The sequence below is a fragment of the Streptomyces sp. JLBG701 genome (genome assembly GCF_058544905.1).
In genome coordinates this window covers 2913764-2940014 of sequence record NZ_CM178588.1, presented here as the reverse complement: position 1 = coordinate 2940014, position 26251 = coordinate 2913764, and the positions used below count along the sequence as shown (strand labels likewise).

The 26251-nt window shown below is 71.1% G+C and carries 23 protein-coding genes and 3 pseudogenes; 11 read left to right on the top strand and 15 right to left on the bottom strand.

Going from position 1 to position 26251, the window contains the following annotated elements; genetic code table 11:
- The 3 genes and pseudogenes from AC5DRG_RS13455 to AC5DRG_RS13445 all read right to left on the bottom strand — a co-directional run bounded on the left by AC5DRG_RS13455 (window position 1) and on the right by AC5DRG_RS13445 (window position 3252).
- A pseudogene (locus tag AC5DRG_RS13455) lies at window positions 1–1861 on the bottom strand (ABC transporter ATP-binding protein).
- A 306-nt stretch (window positions 1862–2167) separates the two neighbouring features.
- The gene (locus AC5DRG_RS13450; protein WP_491810528.1) at window positions 2168–2602 is read right to left on the bottom strand and encodes a hypothetical protein; all 435 of its coding nucleotides are present in this window, start codon (window positions 2600–2602) and stop codon (window positions 2168–2170) included.
- A complete protein-coding gene (locus AC5DRG_RS13445) occupies window positions 2599–3252 on the bottom strand; it encodes an ATP-binding protein (protein ID WP_491810526.1) in 654 nt (217 codons plus the stop codon). Before AC5DRG_RS13445 ends, AC5DRG_RS13450 begins: the two co-directional genes overlap by 4 nt.
- A 255-nt stretch (window positions 3253–3507) precedes the next feature.
- Between AC5DRG_RS13445 and AC5DRG_RS13440 the strand changes: the two genes are divergently transcribed.
- The 3 genes from AC5DRG_RS13440 to AC5DRG_RS13430 all read left to right on the top strand — a co-directional run bounded on the left by AC5DRG_RS13440 (window position 3508) and on the right by AC5DRG_RS13430 (window position 5524).
- Window positions 3508–4368 carry a Sco1979 family transcriptional regulator gene (locus AC5DRG_RS13440; protein WP_491810524.1) on the top strand — a complete coding sequence of 287 codons (861 nt, stop codon included), beginning with the start codon at window positions 3508–3510 and terminating at the stop codon, window positions 4366–4368.
- On the top strand, window positions 4369–4623 hold the full coding sequence (locus AC5DRG_RS13435) for a DUF397 domain-containing protein (RefSeq protein ID WP_491810522.1): 255 nt from the start codon (window positions 4369–4371) through the stop codon (window positions 4621–4623).
- Between the two features lie 97 nt (window positions 4624–4720).
- Entirely contained in the window at window positions 4721–5524 is an 804-nt protein-coding gene (locus AC5DRG_RS13430; RefSeq protein WP_491810521.1) for an SAM-dependent methyltransferase, read from the top strand.
- Between the two features lie 39 nt (window positions 5525–5563).
- Here the strand turns inward: AC5DRG_RS13430 and AC5DRG_RS13425 are convergent, their stop codons facing one another.
- From AC5DRG_RS13425 to AC5DRG_RS13410, 4 genes and pseudogenes are all read right to left on the bottom strand, one after another.
- Window positions 5564–6268, bottom strand: a complete 705-nt coding sequence (locus AC5DRG_RS13425) for a protein-tyrosine phosphatase family protein (RefSeq protein ID WP_491810519.1) — start codon at window positions 6266–6268, stop codon at window positions 5564–5566.
- 113 nt (window positions 6269–6381) lie between these two features.
- Entirely contained in the window at window positions 6382–7293 is a 912-nt protein-coding gene (locus AC5DRG_RS13420; protein WP_491810517.1) for a hypothetical protein, read from the bottom strand.
- On the bottom strand, window positions 7290–9446 hold the full coding sequence (locus AC5DRG_RS13415) for a PEP/pyruvate-binding domain-containing protein (protein WP_491810516.1): 2157 nt from the start codon (window positions 9444–9446) through the stop codon (window positions 7290–7292). The genes AC5DRG_RS13420 and AC5DRG_RS13415 overlap by 4 nt, the downstream gene beginning before the upstream one ends.
- Window positions 9447–9717: 271 nt before the next feature.
- Window positions 9718–10971, bottom strand: a pseudogene (locus AC5DRG_RS13410) (aminotransferase-like domain-containing protein).
- Between the two features lie 83 nt (window positions 10972–11054).
- Between AC5DRG_RS13410 and AC5DRG_RS13405 the strand changes: the two are divergent.
- Window positions 11055–11186, top strand: a pseudogene (locus tag AC5DRG_RS13405) (carboxymuconolactone decarboxylase family protein); the annotation flags it as partial.
- Window positions 11187–11208: 22 nt separating this feature from the next.
- Here the strand turns inward: AC5DRG_RS13405 and AC5DRG_RS13400 are convergent.
- From AC5DRG_RS13400 to AC5DRG_RS13390, 3 genes are all read right to left on the bottom strand, one after another.
- The gene (locus AC5DRG_RS13400) at window positions 11209–12696 is read right to left on the bottom strand and encodes a glutamate synthase subunit beta (RefSeq protein WP_491810514.1); all 1488 of its coding nucleotides are present in this window, start codon (window positions 12694–12696) and stop codon (window positions 11209–11211) included.
- A 102-nt stretch (window positions 12697–12798) separates the two neighbouring features.
- Window positions 12799–13278 carry an anthrone oxygenase family protein gene (locus AC5DRG_RS13395; RefSeq protein WP_491810512.1) on the bottom strand — a complete coding sequence of 160 codons (480 nt, stop codon included), beginning with the start codon at window positions 13276–13278 and terminating at the stop codon, window positions 12799–12801.
- Window positions 13279–13491: 213 nt separating this feature from the next.
- Window positions 13492–14187 (bottom strand): DUF2293 domain-containing protein, encoded by a 696-nt coding sequence (locus AC5DRG_RS13390; protein ID WP_491810511.1) that lies wholly within the window; start codon window positions 14185–14187, stop codon window positions 13492–13494.
- 76 nt (window positions 14188–14263) lie between these two features.
- Here AC5DRG_RS13390 and AC5DRG_RS13385 point away from each other — a divergent pair, with 76 nt between their 5' ends.
- The 3 genes from AC5DRG_RS13385 to AC5DRG_RS13375 all read left to right on the top strand — a co-directional run bounded on the left by AC5DRG_RS13385 (window position 14264) and on the right by AC5DRG_RS13375 (window position 15980).
- Complete coding sequence (locus tag AC5DRG_RS13385; protein ID WP_491810510.1) at window positions 14264–14905, top strand: nucleoside/nucleotide kinase family protein; 642 nt, start codon at window positions 14264–14266, stop codon at window positions 14903–14905.
- 153 nt (window positions 14906–15058) lie between these two features.
- The gene (locus AC5DRG_RS13380) at window positions 15059–15430 is read left to right on the top strand and encodes a PPOX class F420-dependent oxidoreductase (protein ID WP_491810508.1); all 372 of its coding nucleotides are present in this window, start codon (window positions 15059–15061) and stop codon (window positions 15428–15430) included.
- Window positions 15431–15551: 121 nt separating this feature from the next.
- Window positions 15552–15980: a CBS domain-containing protein gene (locus AC5DRG_RS13375; protein ID WP_491810507.1), complete on the top strand. Its 429-nt coding sequence runs from the start codon at window positions 15552–15554 to the stop codon at window positions 15978–15980.
- Between the two features lie 93 nt (window positions 15981–16073).
- On the opposite strand, the gene AC5DRG_RS13370 is transcribed toward AC5DRG_RS13375, so the two are convergent.
- Window positions 16074–17201 (bottom strand): magnesium and cobalt transport protein CorA, encoded by a 1128-nt coding sequence (locus tag AC5DRG_RS13370; protein ID WP_491810505.1) that lies wholly within the window; start codon window positions 17199–17201, stop codon window positions 16074–16076.
- 268 nt (window positions 17202–17469) lie between these two features.
- Here AC5DRG_RS13370 and AC5DRG_RS13365 point away from each other — a divergent pair, with 268 nt between their 5' ends.
- Entirely contained in the window at window positions 17470–18264 is a 795-nt protein-coding gene (locus AC5DRG_RS13365) for a methyltransferase (RefSeq protein WP_491810503.1), read from the top strand.
- Window positions 18265–18298: 34 nt separating this feature from the next.
- Here AC5DRG_RS13365 and AC5DRG_RS13360 read toward each other — a convergent pair whose 3' ends face one another.
- A complete protein-coding gene (locus AC5DRG_RS13360) occupies window positions 18299–19213 on the bottom strand; it encodes a carbohydrate kinase family protein (RefSeq protein WP_491810502.1) in 915 nt (304 codons plus the stop codon).
- Window positions 19210–20118: a pseudouridine-5'-phosphate glycosidase gene (locus AC5DRG_RS13355; protein WP_491810501.1), complete on the bottom strand. Its 909-nt coding sequence runs from the start codon at window positions 20116–20118 to the stop codon at window positions 19210–19212. Before AC5DRG_RS13355 ends, AC5DRG_RS13360 begins: the two co-directional genes overlap by 4 nt.
- A gap of 99 nt (window positions 20119–20217) precedes the next feature.
- Here AC5DRG_RS13355 and AC5DRG_RS13350 point away from each other — a divergent pair, with 99 nt between their 5' ends.
- Window positions 20218–20646: a VOC family protein gene (locus AC5DRG_RS13350; RefSeq protein WP_491810499.1), complete on the top strand. Its 429-nt coding sequence runs from the start codon at window positions 20218–20220 to the stop codon at window positions 20644–20646.
- Between the two features lie 69 nt (window positions 20647–20715).
- Here the strand turns inward: AC5DRG_RS13350 and fdhA are convergent, their stop codons facing one another.
- Together fdhA and AC5DRG_RS13340 are read right to left on the bottom strand one after the other, a co-directional pair.
- Entirely contained in the window at window positions 20716–21948 is a 1233-nt protein-coding gene (fdhA, locus tag AC5DRG_RS13345) for a formaldehyde dehydrogenase, glutathione-independent (RefSeq protein ID WP_491810497.1), read from the bottom strand.
- A 341-nt stretch (window positions 21949–22289) separates the two neighbouring features.
- On the bottom strand, window positions 22290–22850 hold the full coding sequence (locus tag AC5DRG_RS13340) for a methylated-DNA--[protein]-cysteine S-methyltransferase (RefSeq protein ID WP_491810495.1): 561 nt from the start codon (window positions 22848–22850) through the stop codon (window positions 22290–22292).
- Window positions 22851–23193: 343 nt separating this feature from the next.
- Between AC5DRG_RS13340 and AC5DRG_RS13335 the strand changes: the two genes are divergently transcribed.
- Complete coding sequence (locus AC5DRG_RS13335; protein ID WP_491810493.1) at window positions 23194–24063, top strand: MHYT domain-containing protein; 870 nt, start codon at window positions 23194–23196, stop codon at window positions 24061–24063.
- A 40-nt stretch (window positions 24064–24103) separates the two neighbouring features.
- Window positions 24104–26233: an excinuclease ABC subunit UvrB gene (uvrB, locus tag AC5DRG_RS13330; RefSeq protein WP_491810491.1), complete on the top strand. Its 2130-nt coding sequence runs from the start codon at window positions 24104–24106 to the stop codon at window positions 26231–26233.
- The last annotated feature ends 18 nt before the right edge of the window (window positions 26234–26251 follow it).

Here is a 26251-nt window from a genome sequence, read left to right as displayed (position 1 = left end):
TCAGCCCGCCTTCGGGGCGGGCAGCTTGGTCGTGAACTGTTCCGCCTGGAGCGAGTACAGCTCCGCGTAGATGCCGCCGGAGGCCAGGAGTTCGTCGGGGGTCCCGGACTCCACGAGCCGGCCCTCGTCCAGTACGTGCACCAGGTCCGCGTGCCGGACGGACGCCAGCCGGTGGGTGATGAGGATGACCGTCTGGCCGGTGCCGGCCAACGCGCGGATCTTCTCGAAGACTTCGAGCTCCGCGCGCGCGTCCAGGGCCGCCGTCGGCTCGTCCACGATCAGGATGCGGCCACGCCGGTAGGCCGCCCTGGCGATACCGAGCCGCTGCCACTGGCCCCCTGACAGCTCGTGCCCGCCGCTGAAGTTGCGGGCCAGCAGCGTGTCCAGGCCGCGCGGCAGATCAGCGATCACCTCCTGGGCGCCCGCCTCCGCGACCGACGCGGCCAGCCGCTCCTCGGTCAGGGGCGCCGAGGAGCGGCCGACGGCGACGTTCACGCGCGCGGTGAACGGCCACCGCTTGAAGTCCTGCGCCACCATCGCGATGCGTTCGGCCAGCTGGTGCCGGTCCGCGGTCGCCGCGTCGACGTCGTCCCACAGGATCCGGCCCCGGTCCGGCTTGTACAGACCGGCGAGCAGTTTCACCAGGGTCGTCTTGCCCGACCCGTTCTCCCCGACGAGCGCCACGATCCGGCCCAGGGGGAGTGTGAGCGTGACATCTCGCAGCGCGGGCCGGGGCGACTCACCCGGGTAGCCGAAGGTGACGTTCTCGAAGCGGATCTCCCGCGGCTCCTCCGGAAGGGCCTCGCCGCCCACCGGGATCGCCCGTTCGGCCGCCTCGGTACAGCTTCTGCAGGTCGCCCACGAACAGGGCCTCCTCGTGGAGCGCGTTGACCTCCAGGACGAGACTGTCGAGGCTGGACGATCCGGTGCGGATCGCGATCACGGCCGTAGCCGCCACCGACAGTGCCATCGCACCGGCCAGCAGCAGCCCGCCGAGCGTCGCGTACGTCGCCGCCGTCGCGAGGCCCGTCCAGGCCGCCGCGAACAGTCCGGTACGCGCCGCGAGCCGGGCCAGCCGCGTCTGTTCCGCCTCCGCGGTCTCCGACATCGCGTGGAAGTGGCGCAGCAGGAAGGGCCCGACGCCGTGCAGGCGGATCTCCGGCGCGGCCTCCGGTTCCGTGAGCAGGCCGCTGATCAGGTGTCCCGCGCGCGCGTGCTGCACCCAGATGTGGAAGGACTCGTACCGGCGCCGCGCGTTGGTCAGCGCACTCCACGCGCTCGGCAGCGTCATCGTCACCAGTAGCGGCAACAGAGCCGGATGCAGCACGGTGAGGACACTCGCCGCCGCGATCAACGAGATCATCGCGTTGATCACACGTGTGCTGTACGAGATCATCCGGCGGGCGGACGAGGCACCGTACTGCGCGGTGTCCAGCAGCTTGTGGAAGGCGTGGTCCTCGATCGCGGCCAGCTCCACCGCCGCCGCCCGCTCCAGATACAGCTCAGTCGCGACCCGCTCGACCTTGGGCTCAAGCCGGCCCGTGGCATACGTCGACGCGGCCCGCAGCAGCGCCGACACCAGCATCACGACGGCCATGGTCACCAGCGCGGGGGCCGCGCCACGCAGCCGCTCCTGGATCGGCCCGTCACCGATCAGCCGCCCCAGCACACTGTTCACCGCCAGCAGACTCACCGCCTGCGCCAGCCCCCGCACCGCCTCGGCGACCAGCACGGTCTTCGCGGCCCCCCGGTCGGCCTGCCAGGCCAGCCGAAAACTGGAGCCCAGCATCGAGGGCAGCCGCGTCACCATGGCCCGGAAGCTCAGCTCCAGAAACGCCTCACGATGCCGGTTCCACCCCATGTCGTACCGCAAGGGCCCCCCGAAGAGCAGCCGCTCAGACTCGGACACCTCGGCCTGCTCCGAGCCCCGCCGTTTCCTCACCGTCAACCTCCCCCGATCGTGAACGGACGCCACTATCGCGGGAGGGGTGGTGTCAGGGGCAGGGCGCACGGAAAGGCAGGAGAAACGCGCGGGCGCACGCTACGGGAGAGGCTTTGGCGGGACTGGTGAACCCCGGTCGGGTCCAGCGCACGTAAGGGGCGCGGGGAACTGCGCGACAAGCCCCCACCGGACCTGCGGCGCATAACCGGCCCAACCAGCAGAGCGCTACGCGCTGATGGGCCGAGACCAGGCCGGCGCAGTCCCCGTAAGCCGACAAAGCGCAAGGTAGAGCGGAATAGGCGAGGTGTAGGGAAGCGTGCCATCCGGCCGGTGGATAAGCCCCGCCCGACCGTCGGAGACAACCGCGCCGGTGACATAGGACGCCGGTGCCGGCCACTCCAACGCGTAGTCGGAGTCCGACGGCACGATCCACCACCACCGCGCCTCGTCGCCGTACACGCATCCCACGCGCGGCAGCCGAGGCAGGAGCAGTGGACCGAAGCGAGCCGGCATGGCCACCGCGTCACAGCCCAGCGGCGTCGTCATGCCCTCGGGCACAGGCAGCTGACGGGGCCCTTCCGGGGTACGCAGCCCGCGCTTCAGACGTACCAGCGTGTCCAGACTGAGCACCTGGCCACCGACCCGAGAAGCCGCGCTCACGCGATTTCCCGCTCTGGGCCCGGCTCACGAGGGGGGAACAACGTGGCGGCGCCCGCCCGCCAAAACGACTCGGGCTCGTCGTCGCCGCCCGGGGCGCCAGGCGGGCCCGGCTTGGGGCGGGCGCCCCAGCCCAGGTCGCCGCGGGGTTCCTCGGCGGAGCGCTCGGCCTCGCGCGGGAGCTCCGCCCAGACCAGCAGCCCGGGGCCGTGCTCCTGGGCGCCCCAGGCCCGGCACAGGGCGCCGACGAGGAGCAATCCCCTCCCGTGCTCCTCCTCGGGCCGCTGTGCGGACGGGCGTGGCTCGCCCGGGGAGCAGCCCTCGTCACGCACGGCTATGCGCACCAGTTCGTCGCCGTCGTGCAGTTCGCAGACGATGTGGCTGCTCGCTGTGTGCACGATGGCGTTGGTGACCAGCTCGGATATGACCAGGACCGCCGAGTCGCACGTGTCCGCGCACACCGACCAGCCGTCAAGGCGGGCTCGCGTCAGGCGTCTCGCCTGTGCGGGCGAACCCGGATGTGCGGCCAGCTCGAAGCGGAACCGGCGCTCGGCAACGGCCCTGCCAGGGCCGATGTCCGTGGCGGCACCGAGACCGAGAGGGCCTGCGGCGGCGTCTGTTCCTAAGGGCGCGGACGGAATCACGCTTGCCACTATCGCCCCGCCGTGAACACTTGGCAAGTGTCACTCTGAAAAATGCAGAGTGCCATATGACGCGGTGGGTTGCCGTGGCACACTGCTCGCAACAGCACGTCGAGCGGCGCCAGTTGGGATCAGCGAAGATCTGCGGGGATCTTCGAATGGGTCTTCGAATGGCGCCGCCCGGCTGTCAGCATGCTTTTCGTGGAGCTTGGGCGCTTCATGGGGCTTCGTAGAGTTCGTGCTTCGTAGAGTTCGTGGAGGTGGGGTGTGAGCGAACCGCGGTCCGCGCCGACGGTCGGCCAGGTCGTCCTCGGCCGACGCCTGCTGGACCTGCGGGAGCGTGCCGGCCTCAAGCGTGAGGAGGCCGCCCGCATCCTCCGTGTCGCCCCCGCCACCGTCCGCCGTATGGAGATGGCGGAGGTCTCGCTCAAGATCCCGTACCTCCAACTGCTGCTGAAGTCCTACGGAGTTACCGACGAGGAGGCCGAGGCCTTCGTCCAACTGGCCGAGGACGCCAACAAACCCGGCTGGTGGCAGCGGTTCCACGACGTCCTGCCCGGCTGGTTCTCGATGCACGTCAGCCTGGAGGGCGCGGCCAGTCTCATCCGCCAGTACGAGCCCCACTTCGTCCCCGGGCTGCTCCAGACCGAGGACTACGCGCGTGGGGTGCTGCGCTCGGGTGCCATCGGGCAGACCCAGCCCGCGGACATCGAGCGCCATGTCGCCCTGCGCATGCAACGCCAGGATCTGCTCACCCGTCAGGGCGCGCCCCGGCTGTGGGTCGTGATGGACGAGACCGTGCTGTGCCGCCCCGTCGGCGGCCCGGAGGTGATGCGTGATCAGATCGACAAACTGCTCGAAGCCACGAAGCTGCCCAACGTGACCCTGCAGGTCGCCCCGTTCTCCTCGGGGCCGCACCCGGGCACGTACGGGCCCTTCGTGCTTTTCCGATTTGCCATGTCAGAACTCCCGGACATGGTCTACAGCGAGTACCTGACCGGCGCCGTCTATCTCGACGCGCGTCCAGAGGTGGCGACCCACCTCGAGGTCATGGACCGCATGGCGGCGCAAGCCGCTACAGCACATCGCACGAAGGAGATCCTCCGGGATCTCCGCAAGGAGTTGTGAATGAATCGCATCAAGCCGCGCATACCCGTCTACAACGGAATGCCCGCGCGGGAACTGGGCAGCGAAGGCTGGCACAAGCCGTGGAGCGGCGGCAACGGTGGCAACTGCCTGGAGGCCATGAAGCTCGCCGACGGCCGGATCGCCGTCCGCCAGTCCACCGACCCGGACGGTCCGGCCCTGATCTACACCAGCGACGAGATGACGGCCTTCATCGAGGGCGCGAAGGCGGGAGCGGCCGACTTCCTGTTGTCGTAGGGCTTGTTTCCGATCCTTTGATGTTCCGTCAATTCCCTTACCTTGGCATTAAGTTGAAGATGATCACTGACTGCGCCAGAGCCTTATGGAGTCCGAGATGACCGGGCAGCACCCCGTCGAGATCGACACCAGCAAGCCGCATCCCGCGCGGATGTACGACTGGTATCTCGGCGGCAAGGACAATTACCCCGTGGACGAGCAGATGGGTCTCCAGATGCTCGCCCTCGACCCGCGCGTGCCGGTGATGGCGCGGGTCAACCGCGCCTTCATGCACCGGGCCACCCGTTGGCTCGCCGAGAACGGCGTACGGCAGTTCCTGGACATCGGCACCGGTATCCCGACCGAGCCCAACCTGCACCAGATCGCCCAGGGGATCGCACCCGAGTCGCGCGTCGTCTACTGCGACAACGACCCGATCGTGCTGGCCCACGCGGCGGCCCTGCTGCGCGGCACGCCCGAGGGTGTGACCGAGTATCTGCAGGCCGACGTGCGGGAGCCCGGCGCCATCATCGAGGGCGCCAAGGAGATCCTGGACTTCAGCCGGCCCGTGGCGCTCTCCCTCGTCGCGCTGCTGCACTTCGTCTCCGACGAGGACGGCGCGCACGAGCTGGTGGCCCGGCTGCTGTCCGAACTGCCCTCCGGCAGCTACCTGATGATGACCCACGCCAGCGCCGACTTCAGCCCGGAGGAGTCGGCGGCGGCGATCGCCAAGCTCAAGGCGGTCGGCGTCACCCTGGCCCTGCGCTCACGCGAGGAGTTCGCCCGCTTCTTCGACGGCCTCGACCTGGTCGAGCCCGGCGTCGCGGTGGTCGACAAGTGGCATCCGGAGCTGGGCGAGCCGGTCCCCGGTCAGGACGACGGGGTCATTCCGGGGTATGGGGCGGTGGGGCGCAAGCCGTAGGGCCGTAGAGCCGTAGGGCCGGGTTCGCCGGGGCTCGGCTCACAGCCAGGACAGCATGCGTCGTGGCGCGTCCACCACGCGGCTGACGGCCACCACCGCGAGCGGGGGCTGCTCCGCCTTGGTGGTGCTGAGGTTCATCCCGTAGTAGATCTGCTCGATCGACGGCGGTCCGACCGCGAGGTTGCGCCGGACCGCCTGCGCGGACGACTCCTCGCCGGTCTGCACCAGGTAGGCGGCCGCCATCGTTCCCGTACGGCCGACGCCCGCGCCGCAGTGGACGAACACCGGTCCGGACGCGTGGGCGACGATGTCGAGAAGACGCCGCACCTGCTCGGGCTTGGGCGTCTGCCCGTCGCGGATGGCCAGATGTACGACGTTCAGGCCGGCCTCGCCGGGTTCGGCGAGCTGGGCCGCGCTCAGGTCCTCGGCGCGCAGGTCGACGACCGTGGTGAAGCCCATGCCGGCCAGCGCCCGGTATCCGGCGGGGGAGGGGGCGGCGCCACGCCACAGCCGTCCCTCGGTGTCCACCGGCTGGAAGTTGTGGACGCCCTGGACGGTGCGGGTTCCGGCGGGCGCGGGGGTCTCCTCGCGCACCCAGTACGACACGGCGAGGATGCCCAGCGCGCCGGTGGCCCAGAGGACGACGTAGCCGACCGTGAGGGCGAGGAGGATCCGCAGACCGCGCCGATGGAGCGGGCGCTTGGGGAGGGCAGGGCGGGGCAGGGTGGCGGTGAGAACGGCCATGTGGGGCGACCCGGGGGACTAGGGGACGAGGGCGCTTTCGCATCGTAACCCGGGGCCCGTGATCATCTGTGAGCTATGGCCATAGATGTGCGTTATGTCTCATTTGTCATGTTTCAGTCCTCGTCGGCGTCCCCGATGCCGACCACTGTGAGGTGGGCGCGGTCGAGGGTGGCGTCCTCCAGGCAGCCCCGCAGCCGCATCCGGTCGTGCTCGGCGAGCGCGGGACGCACCGCTCCGGCGAACAGACCGTCGCCGAGGTCACCGAGGGTGGCGTGGTTCAGCGGCACGGACGTGGAGTCCCGGCACCGCTCCCAGACCTGTTGCGCGGCGAGGGAACGCCGCTGCGGTGTCATGTCCGTGCCTCGCGTGTCGACCTGGAACAGCACGGAGGTCGCCTCGCGGGTGTTCTCGTGCTCCTCCCGGGTCTGGGTGAGATCGGCGAGGGCGACGACGAGCGCGGCGAGCAGGGCGGCGCCGACCACGGCGACCGTGACCACGCGCGCGGTGCCGCCCTGGGGACGCCGGGTGCCCGGCGGCGGCAGGTCCTCCAGATCGTCGTCGAGGGCCGGGTCGGGCGCGGCCAGGACGGCCGCGCGCCCGGCCAGCCGCCGCTCGGCGGGGCGGGCCGTCGCCGTCGCGATCCGCTGCACCGCCCAGGCGAGCCCGGACAGCAGCACCCCGGTGAACATGAGGACCGGCACGAAGACGTACGTCCGTTCCGCCGGGTCCTCCAGCCAGCGGAACCCGCCGCCGCCCTCGGGCTCGGGCGCGGTGCGCAGCCGGGCCAGCACGTCCTCCTGCCGCGCGTTCAGCTCCCGCTGCCGCCGGTCGGTGTCGCGCAGCCGTTCCTCGATCCGGGTGAGCCGCCCCAGCATCACGATGCCGAGCAGCATCACCTCGACGACCAGCAGCAGCACCCCGCAGATGATCGCCCGCTGCCACTGCCACCGGTACAGGTAGACGATCAGGTAGGTCCCCGCGCCGGCGGCGGCCAGGGCTCCGAAGAAGAACGCGACCCGTCTCATGGCCCCTCCTCGGCGCGTACGTCGCCGGTGGTCCCGTCGACGGTGAGGCGCGAGCCCACGGGGAAGCGGCGTACGGCGTCCGTGGCGCCGACGACCGTGGGCAGCCCGAACTCCCGTGCCAGCACGGCCAGATGGGACAAGGGGCTGCCGGTCTGTGCGACCAGGCCCGCCAGGCCGGGCAGCAGCGGGGCGAGCCCGGGGTCGAGGGTGCGCACGACGAGCACCGCGTCCGACGGCCGGACACCTGTCCCGTCCCAGACCGTCCCGACCGCACGCCCTCCGGAAACCCCCTGCCCGCCCTCGCTGCCGGCGGTGCGCTCGGCGACGACGACTCCACCGTCCGCGAGCCGGAACGCGTCCGGCAACGGGGGCGACTCGGGCCGCGGCACTCGTGAGTCGAGGTCGGCGGGCAGCGCCCCGCCCTCCAGTACGGCGGCCAGCTCCCGCCAGCGCAACAGCCCGACCCGCTCCACGTCCAGGCCCAGCCGCCACGCCGCCTCCCGCACGAGCCGCACCTGGAGCTCCTGCACCCAGCGGATGCGGAGGCGGAGGGATTCGCGGGGGGAGAGGAAGGGGGGTGCGGGGGGTTGGCGGGTCGATGTGGTTCTGCCGCGGATGGTTCCGGCTGTCGCGAGGGTCGCCGTCCCACCGATGTCGGCTGCCACAGAGCCGACACCTCGCGCGCCCCCTGTGTCCGCCCCACCCGGCAGCCGCACCTGCCCCCGCAGACTAGGCGCCGTCAGGGCCAGCACCACCGGGTCCGTCACCGGCACCTGGTCGTCCGGTACGCCTCGCGCGCGTGCCGCGGCCAGGGCGGTCAGGGCCGCGCCCGCGGCCGTACGGCCCTTGGACGTTTCGCGTACGAGGGCGCCTATGAGGGTCTCCTGGGCGTGCAGGGAGACCAGGACCACGCGGGTCCAGCGGAGCGTGGCGGAGAGGTCGGGGCCGGGCAGCCTGGCGGGTGCCGGGGTCTCGGCCAGCCTGCGGTCCACGTCGGCCACGAGATCCGTCGCCAGGCCGGGCAATGCCGAGGTGAGGCGGCCCACCCGCCAGGCCGAGGCGAGTCTGCGCGCCCCCGGTGCCGGATTGAGCAGCGCGAGCCACGGGTGTTTCGGCGGGACGGCGCCCAGCAGGCGCAGATCGGCCGCGGCCCGTCCGCCGACCGTCCTGACCAGCGGTGTCCTCCGCAGCAGCCGGCGCGGCGCGCTGCCCCCGATGTCGAGCGCGGCGGCGAGACCACGGGCCATGGGCGCAACCCACAGGTCCTCCTCCAGCGGCCCCAGCTGCCCCGGCAGGGTCTCCGCGACGGGACCGGGCCCGAGCAGCCGTGCCCCGCGCACCGGCCGTGCCGCCATCGCCGTGATCGGGCGGCTCTGGAACAGCCACAGCCGCCCGTCCTCGTCGAACCCGAACTCGATGTCCTGCGGCCCGCCGAACACCTGCCGGGCCCGCCGCGCGAGACGCGCCAGCCGGAACAGTTCGGCGCGGGTGAGCGGCGAGTCGGCGTCCGCAGGCTCCGTGCGCAGGACTCGCCCGCGCGCGCTGAGCCAGTGGCTGGTGCCGGTCTGCTCGCCGCTGACCAGGCTGTCGGGGCCGCCGCGCACCGCGCTCACCAGCATCCGGTCGGCCCGCCCCTCGACGGGATCGGCGCCGAACACCACCCCGCCGACCCGCGCCGCCAGCATCGGCTGGACGAGCACCGCCATGGGCGCCGTGGACCCGTCGGGCCGGTGCGCCGACTCGCGCACGGTCCCTACGGCCGCGAGGAAGCCGCGCCAGCCGCGCACATCGAGCACGGAGTCGAACTGGCCCGCCAAGGAGGACCCCTGAGTGTCCTCCTGCGGCGACGAGGACCGCACGACTAGCGGACGCGCACCGCCGTCGGAGAGGTCCCGCCAGGCCTGTCGGAGGGCGATCGGGTCGTCGGCCCCTCCGAGGGGGATCACGAATCCGGGGAGCACGGGCAGTCCCGCACGGGCCGCGAGCGCGAGGTTGGCGGCCTTGGAACCGGCGAGTCGGGGGAGTGCGGCGGTGGGCTGCTCCAGCGGGACCGCGGTCGGGCCGGGAGCCTGGACCGGGCCGGGGGCGACCTCGCCCCGGGGCCCGTCCCCGTCGCGAGCGCCTTCTCCGTAACGTTCGTCGAGCGTCGTCATCGTGCACCCTCCAGGACCGGCCGCCAACAGGGGGGACGCGCTGGGGTGGCCCTGCGCCTGACGGCGGAACGAAGGATGGGACGAATCGCCACCGGGACCGAGACCGGGGTCCGGTTACGGCAGTGACACGTCTCCTGGGATCAAGGATCCCACTTCTGTTGTCCAACATGTCAGGTAGTGGTCATATTCCGGCCAGATGCGATTCGCCCCGGATACGGCTCGGATTCAGCCCGGATTCGTCCCTGATACGACTCGGCTGTTCGTACGGCGTTCAGCCTGGCGGCAGCACCCCGCACAACGCGTCCACTGCCGCGCCGTACGCGGCTTCCGAGGGCGTCGCGTACCCGACGACGAGTCCGTCGGGCGCGCTCATGTCCGTCTCCGGGGGCCGGAACTCGGCGAGCCCGTCCAGGGCGATGCCCTGCCAGGCGGCCGCCTTGACCGTGGACCGCTCGGTGCCGGGCGGCAGCCGCAGCACCGCGACGAGACGGTCACGGCGGCGCCGGTAACGCTGCCGCATGCGCCGTACGTGACGGTCGTAGGATCCGCAGTCCACGAAGTCGGCGAGGCTCAGCTGATCCAGGACGCTCGCCCATCCCTCGCGCTCGCCCTTGACCGCGAGCACGTCGTCGACGTACCGCTCGGGGAGGACCATCCACCCCAGCCGCAGCGCGGGCGACAGGCTCTTGCTGACCGAGCCGATGTGTCAGTCGATCACGGCGGTCCGCCGGTCGGGAACTGGTGCGCCGGCGTGAGCAGTACGCCCCGCTCGCGCCCCAACCGGTCTACGTGCGCCCCGTGTTCGTCGAGCAGTTGGGGTACGGTCCGCGCGCCGGCCTCCGTCAGTAGCCCCCGGTGGAAGCCCAGCCCGTACGCCTCCACGGCCAGCGGGCCGCGCAGCACACCGCCTCCGAAGAGCAGCCGCAGGGCGTGCGCGAAGCCGGAGCAGATGACGATCCGGCCCGGCTCGGTGCGCACGCCACGCGCGCGCGAGGTATTCGGCGAGTGCCTCGCGTAGCTCGACGCGGCCGGCCGGATCGCCGGGCCCGAACACCTCGTCGGGCGCCCGCTGAAGGGCCCGCCGATATGAGGCCGCCCAGGCCGCGCGCGGGAACGCCGACGCGTCCGGAGTGCCCTGCCGCAGGTCGTGCCGAGGCCCACGCGCGCGTGGAGGTGCCTTTACGGGCGCTCGCGCGGCGTGTCGCAGGGGCTCGGCCCTCCCCCACTGCCTTAAGGGCGTGGGAGGTACCCCCACCGCCACCCGGGTCCCCGAACCCTGGCGCGCGGTGAGCCAGCCCTCCGCGACCAGCTCCGCGTACGCGTCGGCCACCGTGTTGCGGGCCACGCCCAGGTCGGCGGCGAGCGAGCGGTAAGGCGGCAGCCGGGTGCCCGGAGCGAGCCGCCCGCCGCGCACGGCCTCGCGCAGGGCGCGGATGAGCGCGGCGCGCCGCCCGCCCGTCCCGGACAGCTCCAGATGCAGGTCGGCGCCGATGCGCTCCGCTGAATTGACCCATGATTCCGCCATGGGCATGCACACGACAGCCAGTCTTCCCTATGCGGTGCGAGGCCGCCCGCCTCCAATGAGTAAGGGGCAGGCGGCCCTCGCCCCTGACGGAAGCGATCACGCTGGTGGCCGACGGAGGCGTCCCGGACGACGTCTACGCCCAGGTCCTCACGATCAACACCTGGAACCGGGTGGCCCTGGCGAGGGGGAAGGTGGCGGGGACGGACGAGCGGCGTTGGGTAGCCGGTTCGGCGTGGGTCATACGGCCATGGGGCGGTCGTACGGACCGATCGGCGACGGGAGTCGCGAACTCCCCGTCAGGTAGCGGTCGACGGCCGCCGCCACCGCTCGCCCCTCCGCGATCGCCCACACGATCAGCGACTGTCCGCGCGCGGCGTCCCCGGCCGCGAACACGCCCCGTGCGCTGGTCGCGAAGTCGGCGTCCCGGGTGATCGTGCCGCGTGGCTCCAGCGCCAGCCCCAGCTGGTCGATGAGCCCGTCCTCCCGGTCCGGCCCGGAGAAGCCGAGGGCGAGCAGTACGAGGTCGGCGGGGAGTGCCCGCCCGGTGCCGGGGAGTGGGCGGCGCTCCGTGTCGACCTCGACGAGATGCAGCGAGCGCACATGCCCGTCCGCGTCGCCGGTGAAGCGCAGGGTCGAGGCCGCGAACAGGCGTGCGTCCGCGTCGGCGGCGGGCGCCGTCTCCAGGTCGCGGGCCTCCTCGTGCGCGGCGGACAGCCGGTAGACCTTCGGGTACGTCGGCCAGGGCTCCGTGTCCTCGTCGCGGTCGGCGCCGGGCAGCGCGTAGATGTCCAACTGCGTGACGGACGCGGCTCCTTCACGCACCGCGGTGCCCAGACAGTCCGCCCCCGTGTCACCGCCGCCCACGATGACGACATGCTTGCCGGCGGCGGACATGGGGGAGACCTCCAGGTCCCCCTCGCACACCCGGTCGGCCAGCGGCAGGTACTCCATCGCCTGATGGATGCCGGTCAACTCGCGCCCGGGCACGGGCAGTTCACGCCACGCCGTCGCGCCGGTGGCGACCACCACGGCGTCGTAGCGCGAGCGCAGTTCGGCGGCGCGGATGTCCCGGCCGACCGCCGTGGACGTACGGAACTTGGTTCCCTCGGCCCGCATCTGGTCCAGCCGCCGCTCCAGATGCCGCTTCTCCATCTTGAACGCGGGGATTCCGTACCGCATCAGCCCGCCGAGCCGGTCGTCCTTCTCGTACACGGCGACCGTGTGCCCCGCCCGGGTCAACTGCTGTGCCGCGGCGAGCCCGGTGGGCCCGGAGCCGATCACCGCGACGGTCCGCCCGGACAGCCGGTCGGGCGGCCGTGGGGGTGTGAACCCGTCCGCCCAGGCCCGGTCGGCGATGGCCACCTCGACGTTCTTGATGGTGACCGCGGGCTGGTTGATCGCGAGCACACAGCCCGCCTCGCACGGCGCCGGACACAACCGGCCCGTGAACTCGGGGAAGTTGTTCGTGGCGTGCAACCGGTCGGCCGCCGCCCGCCAGTCGTCCCGCGAGACCAGGTCGTTCCACTCGGGGATCAGATTGCCGAGCGGACAGGCGTCGTGGCAGAACGGGACACCGCAGTCCATACAGCGGTCGGCCTGCTTGTTGATGATGGGCAACAGTGCCCCGGGGACGTACACCTCGTCCCAGTCCCGCACCCGCTCAGCCACAGGTCTGCGGGGCCACTCCTGGCGGGGCGTGGTCATGAAACCCTTGGGATCGGCCATGGCCGTCTTCCTTGCGTCCGCATGCGACAGGCCGTGCGTCATCGGGCGGCACTCTTCCGGCCACGATACGTCCCATCGGCCACTCGCGCAGGTCCCGGACGGTCAGGTCAGGGCCAGTACATACGCCACCGAGGCGGCGGCCGAGGCGACCATGCGGACGTGGTTCCACTGCGTCCACTCCCGCACATACGTCGGCCAGTACGCGGCGGCCTCCGGCGTGCCCGGGTCCATCTTCACCAGATTCTCGTTGCGCGGGACGTTCGCGACCATCGTCACCCCGAACGAGCCGAACAGATACAGCGCGCTACCCAGCAGCAACTCCACCGTCCCCTCGTCCGGAAACAGCACGAACGTCACCACCGCGAGCACCGCGCACAGCACCGCCGTCCCGAGGAACACGAGCATGAAGGCCGGCGTCAGCGCGGTCACGTTGATCGCACTCATCGCCGCGACACCCTGCGCGGGCGGCAGCGCGGCGAGCCCCCGCATCACGAAGGTGGAGAAGGCGCAGAAGACCCCGGCCACCAGCCCGGTCCCGAGCACGCCAAGCACCGTCAGCACGAAGTACGGTCCATCGATCATCTCAACATCAACTCCCCCATCGGGCCGGGATCCTGCCCGGCACTGTCCGCCACCACAAGTGAATTCCTGACGCGAGCGCGGCGACCATGGCCGAAGGGCGCGGGAGCATACGTGAGCGTCCAGGAACAGGCTCGCAGGCATGGCATGCCCCTACCCCCGGGCCGTCCGTCTCCGGCCCCCGCACCCGGGCCGTCTCCGGCCCCCGCACCGGTGTCAGCCGACCCCGGCATCGGCCTCCCGCCACCCCCGCAACACGCTCTCCACACCCGCCGCGATCCGCCGCCGCGCCTCGTGCCTCGCCACCCCGCTCATCAACAACTGGTCGTACCGCGTGTCCACATGCCGTACGGACGCCACGACCGCCGACGTCACGGCCCCCTCGGACAGCGCACGCCCCGCCGCGCTCCGCCCCACCCGCCCACTGCCCCGCACCGAGGCATGCGAGGCGATCTCCCACGCCCGGTCGGCCGGGCACCCCGGAAACAGCCGCCGGATCTCCGCCGCGAACGCCTCCGCGAACCGCAGATCCCACGCCGCCCGCCGCGCCGCGTCCCGCACCCGCCGGCGACGCCTCGCCTCCGCGTCCGCCAGACACCGCTGCTCGGCCCGGACCAGCCCCGACTCCTCGACGAGGACGCCCTGCCGCTCGTACCGCCCCCTGGGCCGGTTGAACCGCACGACCACCGCCGACAGCGCGCTTTCCTCCCGCGACCTTCGCGTCAGCGCCGTGTCGCCGCGCGGCAGGAACACCAGATGCCCGAGGTCGGCACAGTCGAGACACCGCGGCGCACCGTCCTCCATCACGAGCATGGCGAGCGGCCCGCCCCGGCACTCGGCGCAGTGCCTCTTCTTGATCGGCTGGATGACGAGAAGCCCGGTGAGGGGCGCGGGAGTTGCGAACGGTGCCATAGGTGGTTCATTCCCCCCGACGGGACCTGGTACGACGAGAACCCATGCCATGTCGAAAGCCGTGGCCTGACGCATCATGGGCCTTGTGCGACTCGAAGCGATCACCTGGGACCGGCTCGGCGACCTCATCGCCGAGCGGCTGCTCGACCTGAAGCCGGCCGACGGCGGCCCCTGGCCCCGCGTCGCCTTCGACGGCGCCCCGGCAGCCCGCCCCGGAGACCTCGCGGAGCGCGTCGCCGAGGCACTGCGCATACGCGGCCGCCCATCCCTGGTCGTCGGCACCGAGGGCTTCCTGCGCCCCGCCTCGCTCCGTCTGGAGTACGGCCACCAGGACGTGGAGGCCTACTACGACGGCTGGTTCGACACCGGCGCCCTGTGGCGCGAGGTCTTCGGCCCCCTCGAACCCGGCGGCGACGGCCGTGTCCTGCCCGACCTGTGGGACCCGGCCACCGACCGAGCCACCCGCAGCCCGCGCGTCCAACTCCCGCCAGGCGGCCTCCTGTTGCTGCACGGCCCCCTTCTCCTACGACACTGGTTCCCCTTCGACCTGACCGTCCACGTCCTCCTCTCACCCGGCGCCCTCCGCCGTCGCACCCCCGAGACCGACCACTGGACCCTCCCCGCCTACGAGCGCTACGAGCAGGAGACCGCCCCCGCCGCCACGGCCGACGTCCTGGTCCGCGCCGACGACCCACGGCATCCGGCGTGGAAGGGCTGAGTGGGATCCGGCAAACCGCTTTTATATGCGTGCGCATCTAATTACTGTGGTGCCATGGCGACCTCCTCAAGTGATCCCGCGTCCACTGATTCCGTTTCCGTTTCCGTTTCCGCTTCCGCTTCCGCTTCTGCTTCCGTCTCCTTCGACGACTCCGTGCGCACCCTCCTCGACGGCAAGAACTTCGCCAGCGTCGCCACCCTCGGCCCCGAGGGCGCCCCGCAGAACTCGGTGGTCTGGATCAAGCGCGAGGGCGACACCGTGCTCTTCTCCTCCACCGAAGGACGCCAGAAGGTGCGCAACCTCCGACGCGACCCCCGCATCAGCGTCTCCGTCTTCGACCTGGCCAACCCCTACACCTCGGTCGAGATCCGCGGCACCGCCGAGATCCTCCCCGACGAGGACAAGCGGCTCCCCTACGAGCTCTCGCACAAGTACCTCGGCATCGACCCGCCCGCCGAGAAGGACGACGAGGTCCGCGTGATCATCCGAGTCGTCCCGCGGAAACTCGTGGGCTTCTCGGTCTGACCCCGTACTTCCGGGTGCGCTTCCGGGTGCGCGGGCCGGGTTACGCGGCGAGAATATAGGGCGCCGGGACTAGCGGTGCCCGCCCGCGCCGCGCCGGCCGTCCGGCACCGGGAGGTACTTCATGACCACCGCCGGAGACATCATGCACCGCGGCGCCCAGTGGATCCCCGCCCACGAAACCCTTGACCGCGCCGCCCAGCTGATGCGCGAACTGGGCGTCGGAGCCCTGCCCATCAGCGACGAGAACGAACGGCTCTGCGGCATCCTCACCGACCGGGACATCGTCGTCGGCTGCGTGGCCATGGGCCACGACCCGGCACGGGTCACCGCGGGCGAGATGGCCCAGGGCACACCGCGCTGGATCGACTCGGGCGCCGATGTCAGCGAAGTGCTCCAGGAGATGCAGGGCCACCAGATCCGCCGGCTGCCCGTCATCGAGAACAAGCGCCTCGTCGGCATGATCAGCGAGGCCGACCTGGCCCGGCATCTGACGGAGGACCAGATCGCCGCCTGGGCCGGGAGCGTCTACGCCACGAGTACGACGCGCTGACCCTGCCCCTGTCCCTGGCCCTGTTCCGCAGGCGCCTGCCTCGGCTCGCCCCTCGCTCGTCCCAGCCCGTCTCCGCCCGGGGGCGGGCTCGGGTCAGAGCCAGCCGTTGCGCCGGAAGCCGCGGTACAACGCCAGACAGGCGAGGGATATCACTCCGACGACCAGTCCGTAGCCGAACCTCCAGCGGAGTTCCGGCATGTAGTCGAAGTTCATGCCGTACAGACCGCACACCATCGTCGGCACGGCGACGATCGCGGCCCACGCCGTGATCTTCCGCATGTCCTCGTTCTGCGCGACGGTCACCTGCGCGAGGTGTGCCTGCAGGATCGAGTTGAGGAGTTCGTCGAAGGCGGCGATCTGTTCCTTGGCCCGCAGCAGGTGGTCGGAGACATCGCGGAAGTAGGCCTGTATCTCCGGTTCGATCACCCGTATCGACCGGGTCGCGAGATCCTCCAGCGGCCGGCTGAGCGGCACCACGGCCCGCTTCAGCTCCAGGAGTTCGCGCTTGAGCTGGTAGATGCGTCCCGGGTCCGCACGCGCGCCGTTCGCCGCGAACACGTCCGTCTCGACCTGGTCGATGTCCGCCTGCATCGAGTCGGTGACGCTCAGATAGTCGTCGACCACATGGTCCGCGATCGCGTGCAGCACCGCGGCCGGTCCCTTGGCGAGTTGGCGGGCGTCGGACTCCAGCTCCTCGCGCAACGGGCCCAGCGAGCCGTGCCGCCCGTGCCGCACCGTGATGACGAACTCGCGGCCGACGAACACCATGATCTCGCCGGTGTTCACCACCTCGCTCGTCGCCGTCAGCTCCTCGTGCTCGACGTAGCAGACCGTCTTGAACACCGCGAACAACGTGTCGTCGTACCGCTCCAGCTTCGGGCGCTGGTGGGCCTCGACCGCGTCCTCGACGGCCAGCGGGTGCAGATCGAAGAGCTCGGCGATGCCGGCGAACTCCTGATTCGTCGGCTCATGGAGTCCCAGCCAGACGAAACCGTGGCCGCTCTTGCGTACCCGTTCCACCTCGTCGACCAGATCGGCGCCCGTGGGAACCCGCACGCCGTCCCGGTACGTCACGCAGTTCACCACCGAGGAACCCAGCGGTGACCGGGCGTGGTGGCTGAGGTCGACCCGGGGGTGTCGCCGCGCCAGCCGTGCCACCTTGCGGAGGCCGCCGACCCTGCCCAGGCCCGTGACTTTCCGCAGATTCCCTGCCATCGACATGTGGGTCTCCTCGCGTGGATCTCCTCGCACCGCATTCCTGCGTCCTGGCGCGCCAGTTTGCCAGTCCTGGCCGAACTGCGGGGAACCCTGTGGGAACGGAACATTCCGCTCCGTCATCCGCCTGTGGACAAACGGCATTCGGCCGCCTCGCAGGGAGGGTGCGGCCCTTTCGCCGTACGGAATTCCCGCCCCGCGCCGGCGTCGGACATCTCGTCGTACCGGAGCGTCGACCCATCGGTACAAGCCGGTCAACTGGGATGATCGCGGCATGACGCGAACCGACGGGTATCTCCTCGACAACCGGCAGACCGAGGCGGGACGGCGTTTCGACGCCTTCGCCACCCTCTTCGACCCCACGACCTTCCGGCATCTCGAAGGGTTCGGCATCGGATCCGGCTGGCGCTGCTGGGAGGTCGGCGCGGGGGGCACCTCCGTGGTGTCCTGGCTGGCCAAGAAGGTCGGCCCGACCGGAAAGGTCGTCGCGACCGACATCGACACCTCACTGGTCGCCCCGGCCGCCCGCCCGCCGGTCGAGGTCCGGGTCCACGACGTGGGTGCGGAAGAGCCGCCGGGGGAGGGCTTCGACCTCGTGCACGCCCGGCTCGTCCTCGTTCATGTCCCGGACCGGGAGCGGGCGTTGCGGTCCATGGTCGAGGCCCTGCGCCCCGGCGGACGCCTCCTGGTCGAGGACGCCGACCCCGCCCTCCAGCCCCTTGTCTGCCCCGACGAGTACGGCCCCGAGCAGCAGCTGGCGAACCGGCTCCGGCACGGCTTCCGCAAGCTCCTCGCCGACCGGGGCGCTGACCTGGCCTACGGTCGCAAGCTTCCGCGCCTGCTCCGCGAGGCCGGTCTGCACAGCGTGGCGGCAGACGCCTACTTCCCCGTCACCTCGCCCGCCTGCGCGGCCCTGGAGACCGCCACGATCCACCAGGTACGCGACCAGCTCGTCACCGCGGGCCTGGCCACGGACCAGGACATCGAACGGCACCTGGCCAACATCGCGTCCGGCGGCATGGACCTGGCCACGGCACCGATGATCTCGGCGTGGGGGCGCAAGGCGTAGGGCGGGGCGAGGAGTTGAGGCCGGGTGGCGGTCGTCACCCGGGCGTGGGCGGCCTCCCGCCCACCCGCTCCACGGCCAGCGCCCCCGCCCGGCACCCCTCCCGCGCCGCCTCCTCGGGATCGGTGCCCCTGAGCAGGGCGGCGAGGAAGGCGCCCGTGAAGGCGTCGCCGGCGCCCGTGGTGTCCCGGGGTGTCGCGGGGGCGGCGGGCACGCGGGCGTGCACCGTGCCGGAGTGGGCCACCAGCGCACCGTCGGCACCCTGCTTGGCGACCACCAGCGGGACATGGCGGCTCAGCTTGGCCGCCGCGTCCGCCGCATCGGGCAACCCCGTGAGCAGACACGCCTCGTCACGGCTGGGCAGCAGGACGTCCACCCCTTCGACGAGCGCGAGGAAGCGGTCCACACCCAGCTCCCGGAGGAAGCCGGCCGATGCCGGATCCAGACTCACCGGCACTCCACGCGCGCGTGCCGACGCCAGCGCCACCGCCATCAGGGCACGGCTCGGCTCGGAGAACAGCAGATAGCCCGACAGATGCAGCCGCGCCACCCCGTCGAGCAACGCGTCCGACCAGTCGGCCGGTTCGAACCGCAGGGCCGCCCCGCTGTCCGTGAGGAAAGTGCGCTCGGCCGAAGCACCCGCATCGACGAGGCAGATCACCGTCCCGGTCGGCGCCCGCGGATCGACGACGAGCCGGGGCCGTACCCCACTGGCCTTCAGCTCCCGCTCGTGCCACGTGGCGGCGTCCGCGCCGACGCGCCCGAGCAGCCGTACGTTCGCGCAGCCCGAGTGGGCCGCCCAGCACGCCACGTTGGCGCCCGCGCCACCCGGCACCGTGCGGATCACGGCGGCCGTGTCCGTGCCCGGGGCCAGCGGACCCCGGTGCCGGGCGACGACGTCCGTGACGACGTCCCCGACCACCAGCAGGGCCCCGCCGCGTCCTGCGGTCACACCCGGGTCCAGGCCGCCGCGATCCGCCCCGCCAGCCGTACGTTGCCGCGCACCGCCGCGAGATTGGCGCTCAGCGAGGCGCCGTCGGTGTGCCGCACCAGGTAGTCGAGCAGGAACGGCGTGACCGCCTGACCGGTGACGCCCTCCTCCTCGCACGCGTGCAGCGCCTCGGCGAGCACACGCGCGTGCAGCTCGGGATCCAGCTGCTCCGCCTCGGGGACCGGGTTGGCGACGATCAGCGCCGACTCCTGGACGTCGAGCGCGTCCTGCGCCCGCATGACGTCCGCCACCTGCTCCGGGCTGTCCAGCGTCCACTCCACGGGATGTCCGGAGTCGGACAGATAGAAGCCGGGGAAGCGGTCCGTGCCGTATCCGGCCACCGCCACACCCAGCGTCTCCAGCCGCTGCAGCGTCGCCGGCACGTCCAGGATCGACTTCACCCCCGCGCACACCACCGTGATCCGGGTGCTGGCGAGCAGGCCCAGGTCGGCCGACTCGTCCTGCGTCACCGTCCACTCCCGGTGCACCCCGCCGAGCCCGCCCGTCGCGAACACCCGTACGCCCGCGAGAGCCGCCAGCAGCGCCGTCGCCGACACCGTCGTCGCGCCGCTCGCCCCGGCCGCCACCGCGAGCGGCAGGTCACGGTGGCCGAGCTTGCGGATCCCGTCCTCGTTCGCGACCCGCTCCAACTGCTCCTTGTCCAGGCCGACATGGGCCCGCCCGTCCAGCACGGCGACCGTCGCGGGGACGGCGCGCTCCTGCCGTACGACGTCCTCCAGTTCCAGCGCCACCTGCAGATTGCGCGGGCGCGGCAGCCCGTGCGCGATGATCGTGGACTCCAGGGCCACCACGGGTCGACGCGCGTCGATCGCCTCCCGCACTTCTTCGGACACCACCAGCACCACGCGCCTGCCTCCTGTTGTTCGGTCTTCCCTCATCTCTGGCGGGCACCACGCCCGGTCAAACCCTTGCGGCCTGTGGTGGACGACACCAGCCTGGGGTTCATGACGGACAACACCGCGCGTCTCGACCATGTCGTCCTCTGGGTACGCGACCCGATCGGCTCGGCCGACTTCTACGAGAAGACCCTCGGAATGGAGCCCGTGAGGCTCACCGAGTTCGCCGCGGGCCAGGCGCCCTTCCCCTCCGTACGCCTCAACGACGAGACCATCTTCGACCTCATGCCGCAGACCATGGCCGAACGCATGAAGATGCTCCCCGGCGCCGCGGACAGCGCCGGACACCCGGTCAACCACGTCTGCCTCGCCCTGCCGACGGACGACTTCGACGCACTCCGCGCCCGCCTGGAGGAACGCGCCGTCCCCATGTCGGACCTCTCGTACGACTCCTTCGGCGCCCGTGGCATGGCCAGGCGCAGCTTCTACTTCCGCGACCCGGACGGGAACGTCTTCGAGGCCCGGCACTACGGGTAGGGCACGCGCGTACCGGGCGGGGCGTGAAAAGGGGTGCCCACGCGCGCGTGGGCACCCCTTTCAGCGGGTTCAGACCGGACGTACGCCGTCCAGTGCCCCATGCGGATCGAGCACGTACTTGCGGCTGGCGCCCTGGTCGAACTCGGCGTAGCCGCGCGGTGCGTCCTCCAGGCCGATCACCGTCGCGTTGACGGCCTTGGCGATGTGCACGCGCCCGTGCAGGATCGCCTGCATCAAACCCCGGTGGTACGTCATCACCGGGCACTGTCCCGTCGTGAAGCGGTGGCTCTTGGCCCAGCCGAGGCCGAGCCGCACCTTCAGGGTCCCGGTCCTCGCGTCCTCGTCGACCCCGCCGGGGTCCTCGGTGACATACAGCCCGGGGATGCCCAGGGCACCGCCCGCGCGCGTGACACCCATCAGGGAGTTGAGGACGGTCGCCGGCGCCTCCGGGGCGTTCGGGCCGTGGGCCCGTGCCTCGAAGCCGACCGCGTCGACCGCTGCGTCCACCTCGGGTTCGCCGAGGATCTCGGCGACCTGGTCCTCGACGCTGCCGCGCGAGATGTCGACGGTCTCGCAGCCGAAGCTCCGCGCCTGGCCGAGGCGTTCGGCGTTGAGATCCCCGACGATGACGACCGCGGCGCCCAGGAGCTGCGCCGAAGCCGCCGCCGCGAGGCCCACGGGGCCCGCCCCGGCGACGTACACAGTGGAGCCGACTCCGACGCCCGCGGAGACCGCGCCGTGGAAGCCGGTCGGGAAGATGTCCGACAGCATGGTCAGGTCGAGCAGCTTCTCGCGCGCCTCGTCCCGGTCGGGGAACTTCAGCAGGTTGAAGTCCGCGTACGGGACCATGGTGTACTCGGCCTGGCCGCCGACCCAGCCGCCCATGTCGACATAGCCGTAAGCCGCCCCGGGGCGGGCCGGGTTGACGTTGAGGCAGATGCCGGTCTTGCGTTCCTTGCAGTTGCGGCACCGTCCGCAGGCGATGTTGAACGGTACGGAGACGATGTCACCGACGTCGATGAACTCGACGTCCGGACCCCGTTCGACGACCTCTCCGGTGATCTCGTGTCCCAGGACCAGCCCCTCGGGCGCGGTCGTCCGCCCGCGCACCATGTGCTGGTCACTTCCACAGATATTGCTGGCGAGGACCTTGAGGATCACACCGTGCCGGCACTTGCGGCCGACGTTCTTGGGTGCGACTCCCGGCCCGTCCTGGAGTTCAAGCGTCGGGTGGTCGATGGTCCTGACTTCCACCGCGCCCGGCTTGAGATACGCGACTGCCCTGTTTCCGCCTCGGCTCATACGTGATCGCCGTCCCTTCGGCTCCGTGATCTCGGATGCCAGCGGCTGTGCGCATGGCGGAGTCTGCTACCGCCTCCGCCTCCCGGCCACCCTTCGCGCGGATCCGGATGAGCGGGTTCACCGGAGCGATGGTTCAGGGCCTCCCCCTCGTCTCTGGCCGTGCCCATTCGTCCAAGTCGTGACGGACTCGGCGACCTGCCGCTCGACGGCGGTCACGGCGCGCACACGTGCGCGTGACTGAAGGATGTGGTCACCGGCGCAGTCTCCCCCTAGCTCACCTCACGCCCCTACCTCAGTCACGCACCCCCGATCCGATGGAGGCGACGACCGTCCCCGGTCCCTCAGAACAGCGGCTCGGGCAGCACTCCCTCCAGCGCGAGCAGCTTCCGCTTGGTCTCCAGTCCGCCCCCGAACCCGCCGATGCCGCCGTCGCTTTCGACGACCCGGTGGCAGGGCACGACGACGGGCAGCGGATTGGAGCCCATCGCCACCCCCACCGCCTGGGCCGCGCCCGGCTGACCCACCCGCCCGGCGAGATCGCCGTAGCCGACGACAGCGCCGTACGGGACACCGGACGCCAGCTCGCGCAACACCTGCCGGTTGAACCCCGAGATCAGCGACCAGTCCAGCGGCAGCTCGAAGTCCCGCCGCTCACCCGCGAAGTACGCCCCGACCTGGCGTATCGCCTCGGCCAGCAGCGGGGAGTCGGGCGCCTCGACGGGCTCCACGCCCAGCCGCGACGCGAGTCGTTCGATCGCCTTGTCGCGCACCGCGTCCGTCGCGTGGAACACGACGTTGACCAGTCCGTCGCGGGTCGCGGCCAGCAGCAGCGGCCCGATGCCGGTCCCGACAACAGCCCACACGACCTGCTGCTCGTGCCGATCCTGCCCATCGCTGTCCATGCGACCCACCGTACGACCCACCACTGACAACGCCTTCGGGCAGCCGCAACTGCGCGCGCGTGCACACGTACTCCTCGTGACGAGATGTCACGGACGGCTCGCAAGGGGCGGCGGAGCGTCAGCGGGTGAGGGGTGCAGGATGCCCACAGATGGCATAGAGATGCCCAAGTCCCCTCACCGGTGCCGCACAACTGGGGTAAGGGCGTGTTTCTTTGCCGGAAAATCGTTCGACCATTCCGGTGGGAGTCATACTCTCTGCGTCAACCTTGACCGCTCGGGCGGTCCTGGGACGGGGGCACAATCAGGGAATTCCGGGACGTAACAGGCGGAAGGGCAGCCGCGCATGCAAGGCACGGTCGACGGTTTCAGCTACGGACTCGTCACACCGCTTGTGGCCTACGTCATGGCCTGCCTCGGCGGCGCCCTCGGCCTGCGCTGCACCACCAGATCCATGCTGGTCGCCCACGCCTGGCGCCCCGGCTGGCTGGCCCTCGGCTCGGCGGCGATCGGCTCCGGCATATGGACCATGCACTTCATCGCGATGATGGGCTTCAGGGTCCAGGAGACGCCGATCCGCTACGACATGCCGACGACCTTCGCGAGCCTGGGCGTCGCCATCCTCATGGTGGGCATCGGGATCTTCATCGTCGGGTACAGAGGCGCCTCCGGAACCGCGTTGTTCACCGGAGGCACCATCACCGGCCTGGGCATCGCCTCGATGCACTACCTGGGTATGGCGGGCATGCGCCTCAACGGAAGGCTGGAGTACAACACCCTCACCGTCTCCGCCTCCGTCGTCATAGCGGTCGTCGCGGCGATCGCCGCCCTGTGGGCGGCCGGGCAGGTCAGAGGATTCATGTGGAGTGTGGGTGCGAGCCTCGTCATGGGGCTCGCCGTCAGCGGCATGCACTACACGGGCATGGCCGCCCTCCGCGTCCACCTGCACGGCACGGCCGCCACCACCGCCGGTGAATCTCCCGCGGGCCTGCTCGCCCCCCTGATGATCGGCCCGCTCGCCTTCCTCTGCCTCGCCGGCGTCGTCGTCCTGTTCGACCCGCTGATGGTCATGGGGAAGCCCGACTGGACCCCCGTCGAGAACAAACCGGGCGTCCCGGCCCACACCGAGACGGTCACGCACTCCCGCCGCCGCACCCCGCTCCGCCTCGGCCAGCGCGACGGGCAGCGAAGCTCCCGCACCCCGCAGAGCTGGTGATCGGGCCCCGTTGTCAGTGGTGGGTCGTACGGTTGATTCCATGCGGCCCGTTTCCAGCATCGAACGCACGGTGGCGCCCTTCGAGGTCGTCAGCCCCTACCAGCCCAGCGGCGACCAGCCGGCGGCCATCGCCGAGCTGACTCGGCGCATCGAGGCAGGTGAGAAGGACGTCGTCCTCCTGGGCGCGACCGGCACCGGCAAGTCCGCCACCACCGCGTGGATGATCGAGAAGCTCCAGCGCCCCACCTTGGTGATGGCGCCGAACAAGACCCTGGCCGCTCAGCTGGCCAACGAGTTCCGCGAGCTCCTGCCGAACAACGCCGTCGAGTACTTCGTCTCGTACTACGACTACTACCAGCCAGAGGCCTACGTCCCGCAGTCGGACACCTACATCGAGAAGGACTCCTCGGTCAACGAGGAGGTCGAGCGCCTGCGCCACTCCGCGACCAACTCGCTCCTCACCCGCCGCGACGTCATCGTGGTCGCCTCGGTCTCCTGCATCTACGGCCTCGGTACTCCACAGGAGTACGTGGACCGGATGGTCCCCCTCAAGGTCGGCGACGAGATCGACCGGGACCAACTGCTGCGCCGCTTCGTCGACATCCAGTACACGCGCAACGACCTGGCCTTCACCCGCGGCACCTTCCGCGTCCGCGGCGACACCATCGAGATCTTCCCGGTCTACGAGGAGCTCGCCGTCCGCATCGAGATGTTCGGCGACGAGATCGAGGCCCTCTCCACGCTCCACCCGCTCACCGGCGAGATCATCACCGACGACGAGCACCTCTACGTCTTCCCGGCCTCCCACTACATCGCGGGACCCGAGCGCTTGGAGCGGGCCGCCAACGACATCGAGAAGGAGCTCGGGGAGCGCCTCGCCGAGCTGGAGAAGCAGGGCAAGCTCCTGGAGGCGCAGCGCCTGAGGATGCGTACGACGTACGACCTGGAGATGCTCCGCCAGATCGGCTCCTGCTCCGGCGTCGAGAACTACTCGATGCACTTCGACGGCCGTGGGCCCGGCTCCCCGCCGAACACGCTGATCGACTACTTCCCGGACGACTTCCTGCTCGTCATCGACGAGTCGCACAACACCGTCCCGCAGATCGGCGCGATGTACGAGGGCGACGCCTCCCGCAAGCGCACCCTTGTCGACCACGGTTTCCGCCTGCCCTCCGCCCTGGACAACCGCCCCCTGAAGTGGGAGGAGTTCCAGCAGCGCATCGACCAGACGGTCTACCTGTCGGCCACGCCGGGCAAGTACGAGCTCTCCCGAGCGGACGGCGCCGTCGAGCAGATCATCCGCCCCACCGGCCTGATCGACCCGGAGGTCGTCGTCAAGCCCACCGAGGGCCAGATCGACGACCTGGTCCACGAGATCCGGCAGCGCACCGAGAAGGACGAGCGCGTCCTGGTCACCACGCTCACCAAGAAGATGGCCGAGGACCTCACGGACTACTTCCTGGAGCTCGGCATCCAGGTTCGCTATCTGCACAGCGACGTCGACACCCTGCGCCGCGTGGAGCTGCTGCGCGAGCTGCGCTCGGGCGAGTTCGACGTCCTGGTCGGCATCAACCTCCTCCGTGAGGGCCTCGACCTGCCCGAGGTGTCCCTGGTGGCGATCCTCGACGCCGACAAGGAGGGCTTCCTGCGCTCCGGGACCTCCCTGATCCAGACCATCGGCCGCGCGGCGCGCAATGTCTCCGGCCAGGTCCACATGTACGCCGACAAGATCACCCCGGCGATGGAGAAGGCCATCGAGGAGACCAACCGCCGCCGGGAGAAGCAGGTCGCCTACAACAAGGCCAAGGGCATCGACCCGCAGCCGCTCCGCAAGAAGATCAACGACATCGTCGCCCAGATCGCCCGCGAGGACGTCGACACGGAGCAGCTGCTCGGCTCGGGTTACCGCAAGCAGAAGGACGGCAAGGGTGCCAAGGCCCCCGTGCCCGCGCTCGGCGGCAAGGCGGCCAAGTCCGCCAAGGGCAAGGCCAAGGAGACGGTGCCCACGGACCGTCCCGCGGCCGAACTCGCCGAACAGATCGAGGAGATGACCGCACGCATGCGTGCGGCCGCCGCGGACCTCCAGTTCGAGATCGCGGCACGGCTGCGCGACGAGGTCTCCGAAATGAAGAAGGAGCTGCGTCAGATGAGGGAGGCGGGACTGGCCTGACGGTCCCGCAGCCCCGCC

Bases quoted from the DNA above. Each gene is read 5' to 3' on its own strand.
- uvrB (WP_491810491.1), top strand. From the start codon at position 24,104: ATGCGGCCCGTTTCCAGCATCGAACGCACGGTGGCGCCCTTCGAGGTC.
- AC5DRG_RS13335 (WP_491810493.1), top strand. From the start codon at position 23,194: ATGCAAGGCACGGTCGACGGTTTCAGCTACGGACTCGTCACACCGCTT.
- AC5DRG_RS13350 (WP_491810499.1), top strand. From the start codon at position 20,218: ATGACGGACAACACCGCGCGTCTCGACCATGTCGTCCTCTGGGTACGC.
- AC5DRG_RS13370 (WP_491810505.1), bottom strand. From the start codon at position 17,201: ATGTCGATGGCAGGGAATCTGCGGAAAGTCACGGGCCTGGGCAGGGTC.
- AC5DRG_RS13365 (WP_491810503.1), top strand. From the start codon at position 17,470: ATGACGCGAACCGACGGGTATCTCCTCGACAACCGGCAGACCGAGGCG.
- AC5DRG_RS13340 (WP_491810495.1), bottom strand. From the start codon at position 22,850: ATGGACAGCGATGGGCAGGATCGGCACGAGCAGCAGGTCGTGTGGGCT.
- AC5DRG_RS13385 (WP_491810510.1), top strand. From the start codon at position 14,264: ATGGGCCTTGTGCGACTCGAAGCGATCACCTGGGACCGGCTCGGCGAC.
- AC5DRG_RS13390 (WP_491810511.1), bottom strand. From the start codon at position 14,187: ATGGCACCGTTCGCAACTCCCGCGCCCCTCACCGGGCTTCTCGTCATC.
- AC5DRG_RS13425 (WP_491810519.1), bottom strand. From the start codon at position 6,268: ATGGCCGTTCTCACCGCCACCCTGCCCCGCCCTGCCCTCCCCAAGCGC.
- fdhA (WP_491810497.1), bottom strand. From the start codon at position 21,948: ATGAGCCGAGGCGGAAACAGGGCAGTCGCGTATCTCAAGCCGGGCGCG.
- AC5DRG_RS13415 (WP_491810516.1), bottom strand. From the start codon at position 9,446: ATGACGACGCTCGACGAACGTTACGGAGAAGGCGCTCGCGACGGGGAC.
- AC5DRG_RS13375 (WP_491810507.1), top strand. From the start codon at position 15,552: ATGACCACCGCCGGAGACATCATGCACCGCGGCGCCCAGTGGATCCCC.
- AC5DRG_RS13400 (WP_491810514.1), bottom strand. From the start codon at position 12,696: ATGGCCGATCCCAAGGGTTTCATGACCACGCCCCGCCAGGAGTGGCCC.
- AC5DRG_RS13435 (WP_491810522.1), top strand. From the start codon at position 4,369: ATGAATCGCATCAAGCCGCGCATACCCGTCTACAACGGAATGCCCGCG.
- AC5DRG_RS13395 (WP_491810512.1), bottom strand. From the start codon at position 13,278: ATGATCGATGGACCGTACTTCGTGCTGACGGTGCTTGGCGTGCTCGGG.
- AC5DRG_RS13420 (WP_491810517.1), bottom strand. From the start codon at position 7,293: ATGAGACGGGTCGCGTTCTTCTTCGGAGCCCTGGCCGCCGCCGGCGCG.
- AC5DRG_RS13430 (WP_491810521.1), top strand. From the start codon at position 4,721: ATGACCGGGCAGCACCCCGTCGAGATCGACACCAGCAAGCCGCATCCC.